Raw genomic sequence first — 12914 nt, forward strand, 5'->3', positions numbered from 1 at the left:
CGGCGGCGCAAGCAAAACCGCGGCGTATCGTTACCGCCGGTCCTTGCCGAAGGTGTAGCCGGTCTCCACGCTCTTCTTGCCGAACTTGTCGCGCAGTTCGTTGATCGCGGCCTCCGCCGCCGCGCGGCGGCCGGCGAGGGGGTCGACGAGATCGGGCGGATCGGCGCGCTGGGGGTCGCAGAGGTCGGTGACGCCGATGCCGATCAGGCGGAACTTGGTGCCGTCCGCCTCTTTCTTCAAAAGGTCCATGCCGATGCGGAAGATCCGGTCGGCGAGCATGGTCGGGTCCTCCAGCTTGCGGTTGCGCGTCCGGCTCCTGAAGTCGGCGGACTTCAGCTTCAGCACGACGGTGTGCCCGGCGATGCCGGCCTTGCGCAGCCGCGCCGCCACCTGCTCGCTCAGCCGCCGCAGGTGGGTGACCAGGTCGTCGTAGGCGGCGATGTCATCGAAGAAGGTCGTCTCGGACGATACGCTCTTGGCTGCGTCGTTCAGGTGGACCTCGCGATCGTCCTGGCCGCGCGACAGGTGGAATAGGCGCTTGCCCATGAGGCCGTAGCGGCGCATCAGCTCGCTCTCCTCGATCGTCTGCAATTGGCCGATCTCGCGGATGCCGTCGCGCTCCAGCGTCTCGGCGAAGGCCTTGCCGACGCCCCAGATCAGCCGGACCGATTTCGACCTCAGGAACTCGAGTGCTTCCGCCCGGCCGATGACGGAGAAGCCGCGCGGCTTCTGCAGGTCGGAGGCGACCTTGGCCAGGAACTTGCAGTAGGACAGGCCGACCGACACCGTGATGCCGATCTCACGTTCCACCCGCTGGACGAAGCGGGCCAGCACCCGGGCCGGCGGGTCGTGGTGCAGCCGCTCGGTACCCTTCAGTTCGAGAAAGGCCTCGTCGATCGAGAGCGGCTGGACCAGCGGCGTCAGGTCCTGCATCAGCGTGCGCACCTCGCGCCCGACGCGGACATACTTTTCCATGTCCGGCTTGATCACGACGGCCTGCGGGCAGGCCTCCAGCGCCTTGAACATCGGCATCGCCGAGCGCACCCCGTGGATGCGCGCGACGTAGCAGGCGGTGGAGACGACGCCGCGCTTGCCGCCGCCGATGATGACCGGCTTGTCGGCAAGCTCCGGATTGTCGCGTTTTTCGATCGAGGCGTAGAACGCGTCGCAGTCGATATGCGCCAGCGTCAGGCCGTAGAGCTCGTCATGGTAGAGCAGGCGCGGGCTGCCGCATTGCCGGCAGCGGCGCTGGGCCGGCGGCTGCCCGGCAAGGCAATCGCGGCAAAATCCCGGATGGCGCGTCTCGTCGTGCTGCATGATGGGAACAAATATTGAACATCGGCAGATTAGCTTCTAAGCTCGCGAGTCTCAAGACCCAGCAGAAGGGGTAGGCATGGAACCGGCCCACGCCGCCGCGCCGGCACCGCGGCACGACAGACATTGCGACGGCGCGTCAGAACCGCGCCGGACATCCGAAATGGGCCCGGATCAGGCGTTCGGCGTCGCGCCAGTCCTTCGCCCGCCGTATCGCCTGGCCCGGATCGGGCGCCATCGCCCGAAAGACCTCGTTGGCCATGAGCTGGACGAGCATGGCCTCCGGCACGTTCGCCTGGACCGAGCGATGATTGTGGTGGATGTCGTCGACAAAGGCCAGCGGCAGCGGCCTGGCGCGGTGCAGCGCGTGCACCACCGGGCCCTTCGCCGACTCCGTCGCGATCATCGGATAGGTCAGCCCGAGGCGGTCGAGCAGGCGCCTGCGCACGTGCGCGTGCCGCGGCGGCATGGCGGTCAGGAACACCACGTCTGCGTCGCGGCCAAGCGCGGCGAGCGTCTCGACCGCAAGGGCCGCTGGCGTCTGCCACTCCTCCTGCGCGGCGTAGAAATCCTCCTGCAGTGCGTCGACCACCGCATCGAGCGCGGTGGCGCCGGTCGCGGTCTCGACGATGTTGCCGTGCAGCCGGAAGGAGCGGGGCAGGAGGTCGTGACCACGCGAGCGCAGGAAGGCGCCGAAGGGCGAAAGGTATTCGAGGACGACCTCGTCGATGTCGCACACGACGAGCGGACGGTCGGCCAGCCGGATGCGCTGCGCCGCGGCCGGTCCGGCCGCCATCACCAGCCGCCGCCGGGTGCGCCGCCGCTGAGTACGGCGTGGGCGCGCACAACCTCTTCGGGTTTTGTGCTGCTTGCCTCGCAGAACGCCACCAGCGTCGGCTCGTGGCCCATGAGGAAGTCGATCAGGCCGGCGAGGAAGCCGCGATTTGTCGCCGCCGCGCGCAGTTCGGACGGGTCGACGCCGGTAAGTGCCAGAAAACGGGACAGCAGTTCGGGTTCGCCCGCAAGCCAGCTGAGCACGGCGATCGCCGTGGTTTCCGCGTCCGATGCCGGCGTATCTTTTTGGCGTTGCATGGCAATTTCCAGAAATTGTTACCTTTTAGTCAACCTAATGCCGCTAGCATCGCAGCCATCATGCTGGGTGAATTCGGCATTGCCGCAACTTATATCTCTCTTGGGGCGTTGCAAGGCTGGAGTGAGGGGCAGGGAAGTGTAATGCCGAAGCAGGTGATGATAGTCGAGGACAACGAGCTCAACATGAAGCTCTTCCGGGACCTCATCGAGGCATCCGGCTACACGACGATCCAGACGCGGAACGGCATGGAGGCGCTTGACCTCGCACGCCGTTACCGCCCCGATCTCATCCTCATGGACATCCAGCTGCCCGAGGTTTCCGGCCTCGAGGTGACGAAGTGGCTGAAGGAGGACGACGAACTGCACGTCATTCCGGTCATTGCCGTCACCGCCTTTGCCATGAAGGGCGACGAGGAGCGCATCCGGCAGGGCGGCTGCGAGGCTTACGTATCGAAGCCGATATCGGTGCCGAAGTTCATCGAGACGATCAAGACCTATCTGGGCGACGCGTGAGGCGGGGGCGGGACGGATGACAGCGCGCATTCTCGTCGTTGACGACATTCCCGCCAACGTCAAGCTGCTGGAGGCTCGGCTTCTGGCGGAATATTTCGACGTCCTGACCGCCATGAACGGTCACGACGCGCTGGCGATCTGCGAGGGCACCCAGGTCGATCTCATCCTCCTCGACGTGATGATGCCGGGGATCGACGGCTTCGAGGTGTGCGAGCGGCTCAAGGACAATCCGCGCACGGCGCATATCCCCGTGGTGATGGTGACCGCGCTCGACCAGCCCTCGGACCGGGTCCGGGGCCTGAAGGCCGGGGCCGACGATTTTCTCACCAAGCCGGTCAACGACCTGCAATTGATGTCGCGGGTGAAGAGCTTGGTGCGCCTGAAGACGCTGACCGACGAGTTGCGCGTACGCGCGGCCACCGCCGAGGCGCTCGGCATGGAGCCGGAGCAGGCCGGCACCCTCGGTCTTGAGCCGGGGGCGGTGCTGCTGGTCGACGGCCGCGCGAGCTCGCAGGAGCGCATCGTCCGCGCCTTGAAGCTGATCGCCGACGTGACCTGCATGTCCGATCCGCAGGCGGCGCTGTTCGAGGCGGCCGAGGGCGGATTCGAACTGGTCATCGTCAATTCCAACTTCGACGATTGCGACCCCTTGCGCCTGTGCTCGCAATTGCGGTCCCTGGAGCGGACGCGCTACCTGCCGATCCTCCTGATTGCCGAACAGGGCAACGACCAGATGGTGGTGCGCGCGCTCGACCTCGGCGTGACGGACTACCTGATGCGTCCGGTGGAACCGAACGAGCTTCTGGCGCGCAGCCTGACGCAGATCCGCCGCAAGCGTTACCACGACCGCCTGCGCGCCAGCGTCACGCAGTCGATCGAGCTGGCAGTGACCGACGGCCTGACCGGCCTGCACAATCGCCGCTACCTTGACGGACATCTCAAGATCCTGATCGACCGGGCCACGGCCCGCGGCCGCCAGATGTCCGTCTGCATCACCGACATCGACCGGTTCAAGCTGATCAACGACACCTACGGTCATGACGTTGGAGACGCGGTCCTGCGCGAGTTCGCGAGCCGCCTGCGCACCGCCGTGCGCGGGGCCGACCTGGCCTGCCGCTACGGCGGCGAGGAATTCGTGCTCGTCATGCCCGATACGCCGGCAGAGACCGCCGCTGCCGTCGCCGAACGGCTGCGGCTGACCATCGAACAGGAGCCGTTCCGGATCCAGGGCGTAAGCGCCGCCTTACAGGTCACGGCCTCCATCGGTATCGCCACGCTGCTACCGCATGGCGATGGTCCCGAGGCCCTGATGAAGCGCGCCGATTCCGCACTCTACGAAGCCAAGCGCACCGGCCGCAACCGCGTCGTCGCCGCGGCCGCGTAGCGCAGTCCGTCAATCCTGCGACCTGACCGGCGGGCTCGACCGGCAGCAGCGGCGCGGTGTGCCCCGTCGGTGCCGCACCGGGACCGTGGCGGTGGCGACACAGTGGTGCCGTCCCGTGCGTTATCCACAGGTTTCGCTCTTGTCTTTTCGGTAAAACTGATCACCGGTCAAATTCGGCCGCGGGCCTTGCCGCCGCGGAACCGGCTAACCCTTGTGTTGTGCCGGTCTCCGAGAAAAGAGATGTATAGGCAAATTTTTGCAATTCATATTACTGTTCGCGTTTGCTAATGTATTCAAGCTCTTCGAGCCGCAACGTGAATGGGGGTCACCTAGCGTCAGGATTTTCAATGCCGGTGGAATGCATCTGGGGGTTGTTGAATTCGCCGGTGAATTTTGTTGTGACAAATAACGTTTTATCCGCCTGAGTTCCCTGTGGTGAAGGCAATCGGATTAACTATAGCTGCCGGCCCGCCGCCGGGAGGCCGAAGATTTCGTTGATTTTTTTTTAATTTCGCGCAATCCTCTTATCAAGAACGGGCTGAAAAGCTCCGTACCGGTTACCCCATGATGCTAGGTCCGCCGCATCTCCTGGGTCGTGGGGTCGGCCGGCTGGTGACGACATAAGCGGAATCCTCGTGCCGTGGTCATCCCCAGCCGGCCCCCATTCGACGCCGCCCCCGAAAGGAGGCGGCGTTGTGGTTTTCCCCCGAGACTCATCGAATCCCACCCGGTGTGTGGCGGCCCTTCCGCTGGCGAGGCAACGAAAAAGGCGCGCCGCTCTCGCGACACGCCCTTCGAAACGGCCGTGCGAAACAAAGATTACTTGATCTTGGTTTCCTTGAACTCGACGTGCTTGCGTGCGACCGGGTCGTACTTGGTCTTGGTCATCTTTTCGGTCATCGTGCGGCTGTTCTTCGTCGTCACGTAGAAGTAGCCGGTGTCGGCCGTCGACAGCAGCTTGATCTTGATGGTGGTAGCCTTGGCCATGGTCGTCCTGCCTTTACAAAAACGAAGCCGTGGACGACCAGTCCGGTTCCACGGCGTGGGGATTCCAAATGTGGCGCGAAACTACAAATCGCGCCCGAAAAGTCAAGCCCGTTTCGGTCGGAACGCGATGCGCGCGAGAGTAAGGGCGACATAGAGGCCGAAAAAGAACACGATGGACCAGGCGAATCCGTCGGTGCCGGCCACATCCATGGCCGCGCCGATCACCTGCGGGCCGGCGACCGTGCCGACCGCATAGCAGAAGATGAAGGCGGCGTTGGCGGCGGCGAGGTCCGCCCCGTGCAGGCGCGAGCCGAGATGGCTGAGTCCGACGGTGTAGAGGCCGGACACGCAGCCCCCCCAGAACAGCAGCACGGTCGCGAGCAGCAGCCAGTTGTGCGACAGAAGCGGGAGCGCCGCCGCTCCGACCATGCCGATCAGGGCCATGATCGACAACAGCCGGCGCCGGTCCTGCAGGTGGTCGGACAGCATGCCGAGCGGGATCTGGAAGACGACGTTGCCGATTCCCATCGTGGTCAGCAGCAGCGCCGCATGGGTCTCGGTGAAGCCGGAGCGGGTGGCGAAGATCGGAAACAGCGACAGGCCGCCGACCGAGACCGCGCCGAACACGAACACCGCGGCCGTCGCGGTCGGCACGAGAAGGATGTAGCGCATGAAGTGCAGCTCCGGCTTCTCGTCGATCGACGGGCTTTCGCGGCGGGCGAACAGGATCGGCACGGCGGCCAGCAGGATCACGCCGGCGCCTACGGCGAAGGGGCGTGGGCCTTCGCTGCCGAGCAGCGAGAACAGCAGCGGACCGGCGGCAAACCCGAGTGCGAGCACGGTTGCGTAGATGCCGAGCACGAGGCCGCGCCGGCGCGGCGGGGCGGCGGCGTTGATCCAGAACTCCGACAGGATGAAGATCATGGTGATCGCGCCGTGAAACACGAGTCGCAAGGGAAACCACAGCCAGAAGTTCTGCAGGTAGTGGAAGCCGAGCGAACTGGCGGCGGCCAGCACGATCGCCGAGACCATGACCGTGGCGGTTCCGAACCGGTGGGCAAGCCGCGTGGTGAAGGGCGCGGCGAGCATGGAGGCGACACCCGCCATCGCGGAGTTGAGGCCGATCAGGGTTGACGGGATGCCGCGCTTTTCCATGATCATGCTGAGCAGTGGCAGGCCGAGGCCGAGTGCGATACCCACCGCCGAGATCGCGGCGATGGCGGCGATCAGCGAGCGCCAGTGAATGCTGTCCACCGACGGAGGGCGGCAGGGCTCAGGATGTGACATGCGCAGGGAATCCTAAAGCGTGTCGCGGACGAACCGCCCGTGACGGGTCTGGAAGAAGGCCGCGCGCGTCCCGAACGGTAGCGAGGGGTCCTCCTGTAGGCACTTCCGCAATTCTTCGAGCACTGTGACGGATATCATGGGCATCTCGACGTCCGGATGACCAAAGATATCGATCCATCGGAGGTCGGACAATTCGTGGCTGTCGCGCGTGGCCGTCGGGTCGATGTCGGCATCATCGGTGAAGAGGGCAAAGAAGCGCGCATCGAAGCGACGCGGTTCGCCTGGCGGGGTGACGGCGCGGGCGAAGAACCGCAACGCGGAAAGGTCCGGACGGAAGGGCAGCCCGCCAGGTGTGGCGGTGTCCTCGGGGCCGACGGTCAGCCCTGCCTCCTCGTGCAGTTCGCGCAGCGCGGCGACGCCCAGTCCGCGCAACGTCGCGTGGCCGGTCCGCACCGGCGTGCGCGACAGCAACCGATCGGCCGCGGCCGGGTTGAGGGGCGCGCTGATCGGGACGCGGGAGTCGCTGCGGTCGCGCCGACCGCCGGGAAAAACGTAGACATCGGGCATGAACACGTGCCTGCTGCTGCGCTTGCCCACGAGCGCGCGATAGCCTCCCCGGGAGCGGTCGATCAGAACGACGGCGGCGGCGTCCACCGGCCGCAACAGCGCGGCCCTGCTCATGCGGCGGGGTCGCGCCGAGGCAATGTGTCAGCCGGCGCCTCGGCCTCGCCACCAAAGCCGTGCATCCGCAGCGCCCACTGCAGGCCGATGACGCCGCCCTTGGCCGGCTGCATCAGTCCGAGCGCGCCGAACAGTGTCACCGGCGCCCAGATCGCAAGGTGCGCCCAGGTGCCGATGTCGAGGACGAGGTCGGTCATCATGTAACCGGCGAGCACGACGTGTCCGATGACGGTGATGACCAGATAGGGCGGCAGGTCGTCGGCGCGGTGGTGGTGCATTTCCGCCCCGCAAGCCGGGCAGGCGCCGACCGGCTTGAGAAAGCCGGTGAACAGCCGGCCCTCGCCGCAACTCGGGCACCGGTTCAGAAAGCCGCGCCGGATGGCGGCGCCGACCCTGCGCCTGTCGCCGGGTTCGGTTGGAACGTCTGCGCTCTGTCGAAAGGTGGCCTGCATGTCCTCGTCCTTGCCGTCGGTGTTCGGTCCGGCCCTAGCGCCTGCCGCGCGGCGGGCGCGTTCCCGGCTGCCGCCGAGCGCCGGCGCGGTCGCGCCGTCCTGACTTGTGGAACGAGCGGACGCCCGTGGGCATCTTCCGTCCCTCGCTCAGCATTTCGAAGCGCAAGGCCCCGGCCAGCGGCACGGCCTCTGCGAGCCTTACGAGCACCTCGTCGCCCAGACGATAGCCAAGGCCGGTCTTCTCGCCGGACAGCGCCTGGTGGGCCTCGTCGAAAATGTAGTAGTCGCGCCCGAGCGTAGATACAGGCACGAAGCCGTCGGCGCCATAGGCCGGCAGGGTGACAAATAGTCCCGCCTTGGTGACGCCGGAAACCCGGCCGTCGAACTCCTCGCCGATACGCCCGGCGAGGTGGTGCGCGATCAGCCGGTCGACCGTGTCCCGCTCGGCGGCCATGGCGCGACGCTCGAAGGTCGAGATCTCCGCGGCGATATCGTCCAGCGCCGCTTCCTCGTCCGGCGTGATCCCGCCGTCGCCGAGCTTCAGCGACGCCACCAGCGCGCGGTGCACGATCAGGTCGGCATAGCGGCGGATCGGCGAGGTGAAGTGGGCGTATTTCATCAGGTTGAGGCCGAAATGGCCGATGTTTTCCGGGCTGTAGATCGCCTGGCTCTGGGAGCGCAGGACCATCTCGCTGACCATTTGCTGGTAGGGCTTGTCCTCGGCCTTGCTCAGGATGCCGTTGAAATGGTTCGCGCGCATGTTGCCGCCCTTGGCGAGCGCGATGTCCAGCGTCGCCAAAAACTCGCGCAGGGTCTCCTGCTTGGCCAGGGACGGGGCGTCATGCACCCGGTAGATCAGCGCCTGGTCGCGCTTTTCCAATGTCTCCGCCGCGGCCACATTGGCCTGGATCATCATTTCCTCGATGAGCTTGTGCGCGTCGAGCCGCGGCGGCACGACCACCCGGTCGACCGTGCCGTCCTCCTTCAGCAGGATCTTGCGCTCGGGCATGTCGAGCTCGAGCGGCTGGCGCCGGTTGCGGCCGACCGTGAGGATCCGGTAGGCGTTCCAGAGCGGCTTGAGGATCGTCTCGAGGATCGGTCCGGTCTTGTCGTCGGGGGCGCCGTCGATCGCCGCCTGCGCCTGCTGGTAGGAGAGCTTGGCCGCACTCTTCATCATGATGCGATGGAAGGTGTGCCCGGCCTTGCGGCCTTCCTTGGAAAACACCATGCGCACGGCCAGGGCCGGACGGTCGACGCCCTCCTTCAGCGAGCACAGGTCGTTGGAAATCCGCTCCGGCAGCATCGGCACGACCCGGTCGGGGAAGTAGACGGAGTTGCCGCGCTTCAGCGCCTCGCGGTCGAGCGCCGAGCCAGGCCGGACGTAGTAGCTCACATCCGCGATCGCCACCGTGACGATCACGCCGCCGGGGTTCTCCGGTGCGGTGTCGGCCTCGGCATAGACCGCATCGTCATGGTCCTTGGCGTCGGCGGGATCGATCGTGACGAGCGGCAGCTGGCGCCAGTCTTCGCGGTGCGCCATCGAGGCGGCGCCGGCGGCCGCTGCCTCCTTCAGCACCGTGTCGGGGAAGCTGTGCGGGATGCCGTGGGCGTGGATCGCGATCATCGAGATCGCCTTCTCCGAGGCGACCGAGCCGATGACGGACTTGATCTGCGCGCGCGGCAGGCCGTAGCGGCCGATCCGGACGACGTCGATCTCCACCAGGTCGCCGTCCCGGGCGCCGGCGGTGAAGTCGCTGTCGACGGCGAGTTCCTCGCCGCGCCGGTCGATCGGCATGATCCGGCCGCCGCCGTCCGGCATCGGCCGGAAGACGCCCATTCCGGCATTCTTGCGCTTGTCGAGCACCTTGATGATGCGGGCGGTATAGGCCGGGCCGCCGCGCTCCTTGGCCGGAAAGATCTTTGCCAGCACGCGGTCGCCGAGGCCGGCCACGGGCACCTTGCCGGGGGCCTTGCCGACCGTCGACTGGCGGATCGCCACCGCCGGCGCCACGCCGGCGTCGTCCAGCCACTCGGCCGGGCGTCCGATCAGTTCGCCGGTGACGTCGCGCGTGGTGATGTCGAGCACGGCGACGGGCGGGAGCGCGCCGGGGCGCACCAGCGACTTGCGCCGCTTCTCCAGCAGGCCCTCTTCCTCGAAGCTCTTCAACAGCTTCTTCAGTTCGACGCGCTTTTCGCCCTTCAGGCCGAATTCCTTGGAGATCTCGCGCTTGGACGCCTTGTCCGGGTGGTCGGCGATGAAGCGCAGCAGGACCTCGCGCGGCGGGATTTCCCCGTGGATCAGCGGGATTTCGGCGCCGGGAGGCAAGTCGCGGCCCGCGCGGCCCGATCGTTTGCCTGTTTTCGGCCGGTCGCGCGGGTCATGCGTCATTCGCTTGCCTTCTTCGTCTTGGCCTTTGCGCCGGCGGCCTTGGTGGTCTTGGTCGACTTCGCTGGCGCCTTGGCCTTTTTCTCCGCCGCCGTCTTGGTCGCGGCCGCCTTAGACTTGCCCTTCGCCGCGCCGGCCTTGCCGGCCTTGTCGGCGATCAGTGCGAGCGCCTCCTCCAGCGTCACCGACGCCGCATCCTTGCCCTTCGGCAGCGTGGCGTTGACCTTGCCCCAGTTGACATAGGGCCCGTAGCGTCCGTCGCGGACGGTGATGGGGCCGCCATCGGGATGATCGCCGAGGGCCTTCAGCGCGGCCGGGGTGCCGCGAGCGCGGCCACCGCCCTTGGTCTGCTTGTCGGCGAGCACCGAGACGGCGCGGTTGAGGCCGATCGAGAAGACGTCCTCGACGCTCTCGAGGTTGGCATAGGTGCCGTCGTGCAGGACGAACGGCCCGTAGCGGCCGATGCCGGTGGAGATCATCTTGCCGGTCTCCGGGTGCTGGCCGATGTCGCGCGGCAGCGACAGGAGCGCCATCGCCTTTTCATGGTCGATGCTTGCCGGCGTCCAGCCCTTCGGCAGGCTCGCGCGTTTGGCTTCCTTGCCGTCGCCGCGCTGGACATAGGGCCCGAAACGCCCCGAGCGCAGCGTGATCTCCTCGCCGGTATGCGGGTCCTTGCCGAGGCTCTGCGGTTCGTTCGAAGCGGCCGCTTCCGCGTCGCCGTTGGCCTCCGAGGAGAGCTGGCGGGTGAAGTTGCAGTCCGGGTAGTTGGAGCAGCCGACAAAGGCGCCGTAGCGGCCGAGCTTCAGCGACAGCTTACCGGTGCCGCAGACCTGGCAGGTGCGCGGGTCGCTGCCGTCCTCGCGCTTGGGAAAGACGAGCGGCGCCAGGATTTCGTTCAGCGCGTCGAGAACGTTGGTGACGCGCAGCTCCTTGGTCTCGTCGATCTGGGCGGTGAAGTCGCGCCAGAAGTCGCGCAGCACGTCCTTCCATTTCAGTTCGCCGGCCGAGATCTGGTCGAGCTTTTCTTCGAGCGCAGCGGTGAAGTCGTACTCGACGTAGCGGGTGAAGAAACTCTCGAGGAAGGCAGTGACGAGCCTGCCCTTTGCCTCCGGGATCAGCTTGCGCTTGTCGATGGTGATGTACTCGCGATCGCCGAGCGTCTTCAGTGTTGCGGCATAGGTGGAGGGACGGCCGATGCCGAGTTCTTCCATCTTCTTGATCAGCGACGCCTCCGAGTAGCGCGGCGGCGGCTCGGTGAAGTGCTGGCTGGCGTTGATCTTCTGCCTGGCGAGGTTTTCGTTCGCGTTGATCTCCGGCAGGCGGCCGTCCTCGTCGCCGTCGTCGCTCTGCTCGCCGTCCTCCTTCTGGTCGGTGTAGGCGGCGATGAAGCCGTCGAAGCGGATCACCGACCCGGTGGCGCGCAGGCCGGCCTGCTTGCCGCCGGCGTTGGCTTCGATCTCGACGGTGGTCCGCTCGATCTCGGCCGAGGCCATCTGGCTGGCGATGGCGCGCTTCCAGATCAGGTCGTAGAGCCTTGCCTGGTCCGGGTCGAGCGCGCGGCGGACCTGATCGGGCACGCGGTTGAAGTCGGTGGGACGGATCGCCTCGTGCGCTTCCTGGGCGTTCTTCGCCTTGGTGGAATAGAAGCGAGCCTTTTCCGGCAGGTAGCGTTCGCCGAACTGGCTGCCGATCGCCCGACGGGCGGCGTCGATCGCCTCCGGCGCCATCTGCACGCCGTCGGTACGCATGTAGGTGATGAGGCCGACCGTCTCACCGCCGATGTCGATGCCCTCGTAGAGGCGCTGCGCGACCTGCATGGTGCGCGAGGCCGAGAAGCCGAGCTTGGAGGAGGCGGCCTGCTGTAGTGTCGAGGTGGTGAAGGGTGGTGCGGGGTTGCGCCGGGTCGGCTTGGCCTCGACGCTCGCGACGCGGTAGCTGGCGGCCTCGAGCAGGTCCTTGAGGCGGCTGGCCTCCTCGGCATTGCCGATCGATTTTGCCTGCAGGCGCTTGCCCTCGGCCGAGACGAGGCGTGCCTCGAACTCGTCACCGCGCGGTGTCTTCAGCAGCGCCGAGAGGTTCCAGTATTCCTCCGAGACGAAGCGCTCGATCTCGGACTCGCGGTCGCAGACAAGGCGCAACGCCACCGACTGGACGCGGCCGGCGGAGCGGGCGCCGGGCAGCTTGCGCCACAGCACCGGCGAGAGGTTGAAGCCGACCAGATAGTCGAGCGCGCGCCGGGCGAGATAGGCATCGACGAGATCGATGTCGATGTCGCGCGGCGCCTTCATGGCGTCGAGCACGGCAGACTTGGTGATGGCATTGAAGACGACGCGCTTGACCGGCTTGTCGCCGAGCACCCGCTTTCTCTTCAGCAGATCGAGCACGTGCCAGGAAATGGCCTCGCCCTCGCGATCCGGGTCGGTTGCCAGGATCAGACCGTCGGATGCCTTCACCGCGTCGGCGATGTCCTTCATCCGCTTGGCCGAGGCGCTGTCGACTTCCCACGACATCTCGAAGTCCTGGTCTGGCAGCACCGAGCCGTCCTTGGCGGGCAGATCGCGCACATGGCCGAACGAGGCCAGCACCTTGTAGCCAGAGCCCAAATACTTGTTGATTGTCTTGGCCTTGGCAGGCGATTCAACCACTACAACATTCATCGTCGTTCTCTGATGCCGGGGGCGATCCCGGCGGGATAGCCCTTATGTCTGCGATGCGCGCCGGCGTTGTCGTTGCCTCGAAATGAACAGGGAAATCGCTCCGGTCAAGAGGCGCGGCCAAAATTACTGGCTTGCGGCAAATGCAACCATTGAGAGTTGCA

The 12914-nt window shown here is 66.4% G+C and carries 11 protein-coding genes; 2 read left to right on the forward strand and 9 right to left on the reverse strand.

The genetic code is table 11. The features are described from left to right. Positions 1-30 precede the first annotated feature (30 nt). The 3 genes from ACXAGF_RS07610 to ACXAGF_RS07620 form a co-directional block, all read right to left on the reverse strand. Positions 31-1317, reverse strand: a complete 1287-nt coding sequence (locus ACXAGF_RS07610) for a DNA polymerase IV (protein WP_475015778.1) — start codon at positions 1315-1317, stop codon at positions 31-33. A 136-nt stretch (positions 1318-1453) separates the two neighbouring features. Next, the gene (locus ACXAGF_RS07615) at positions 1454-2110 is read right to left on the reverse strand and encodes a hypothetical protein (protein ID WP_475015780.1); all 657 of its coding nucleotides are present in this window, start codon (positions 2108-2110) and stop codon (positions 1454-1456) included. Continuing rightward, positions 2110-2406, reverse strand: coding sequence for a DUF3572 domain-containing protein (locus ACXAGF_RS07620; RefSeq protein WP_475015782.1), 297 nt, complete (start codon positions 2404-2406; stop codon positions 2110-2112). Before ACXAGF_RS07620 ends, ACXAGF_RS07615 begins: the two co-directional genes overlap by 1 nt. 141 nt (positions 2407-2547) lie before the next feature. Between ACXAGF_RS07620 and ACXAGF_RS07625 the strand changes: the two genes are divergently transcribed. Together ACXAGF_RS07625 and ACXAGF_RS07630 are read left to right on the forward strand one after the other, a co-directional pair. Next, positions 2548-2919 carry a response regulator gene (locus ACXAGF_RS07625; RefSeq protein ID WP_108001214.1) on the forward strand — a complete coding sequence of 124 codons (372 nt, stop codon included), beginning with the start codon at positions 2548-2550 and terminating at the stop codon, positions 2917-2919. Between the two features lie 16 nt (positions 2920-2935). Beyond that, on the forward strand, positions 2936-4303 hold the full coding sequence (locus tag ACXAGF_RS07630; RefSeq protein WP_475015784.1) for a PleD family two-component system response regulator: 1368 nt from the start codon (positions 2936-2938) through the stop codon (positions 4301-4303). Positions 4304-5122: 819 nt separating this feature from the next. On the opposite strand, the gene rpmG is transcribed toward ACXAGF_RS07630, so the two are convergent. From rpmG to topA, 6 genes are all read right to left on the reverse strand, one after another. Then, entirely contained in the window at positions 5123-5290 is a 168-nt protein-coding gene (gene rpmG, locus ACXAGF_RS07635; protein WP_475015786.1) for a 50S ribosomal protein L33, read from the reverse strand. A 102-nt stretch (positions 5291-5392) separates the two neighbouring features. Next, positions 5393-6577 carry an MFS transporter gene (locus ACXAGF_RS07640; RefSeq protein WP_475015788.1) on the reverse strand — a complete coding sequence of 395 codons (1185 nt, stop codon included), beginning with the start codon at positions 6575-6577 and terminating at the stop codon, positions 5393-5395. Between the two features lie 12 nt (positions 6578-6589). Further along, the gene (locus tag ACXAGF_RS07645) at positions 6590-7258 is read right to left on the reverse strand and encodes an NUDIX hydrolase (protein WP_475015790.1); all 669 of its coding nucleotides are present in this window, start codon (positions 7256-7258) and stop codon (positions 6590-6592) included. Continuing rightward, positions 7255-7710, reverse strand: a complete 456-nt coding sequence (locus ACXAGF_RS07650) for a DUF983 domain-containing protein (RefSeq protein ID WP_475015792.1) — start codon at positions 7708-7710, stop codon at positions 7255-7257. The genes ACXAGF_RS07645 and ACXAGF_RS07650 overlap by 4 nt, the downstream gene beginning before the upstream one ends. A gap of 34 nt (positions 7711-7744) precedes the next feature. Further along, entirely contained in the window at positions 7745-10099 is a 2355-nt protein-coding gene (rnr, locus tag ACXAGF_RS07655; RefSeq protein WP_475015794.1) for a ribonuclease R, read from the reverse strand. Further along, positions 10096-12753: a type I DNA topoisomerase gene (gene topA / locus ACXAGF_RS07660; RefSeq protein ID WP_475015797.1), complete on the reverse strand. Its 2658-nt coding sequence runs from the start codon at positions 12751-12753 to the stop codon at positions 10096-10098. The genes rnr and topA overlap by 4 nt, the downstream gene beginning before the upstream one ends. Positions 12754-12914: the final 161 nt, after the last annotated feature.

It is taken from the genome of Mycoplana sp. ABR4_002 (assembly GCF_056159645.1).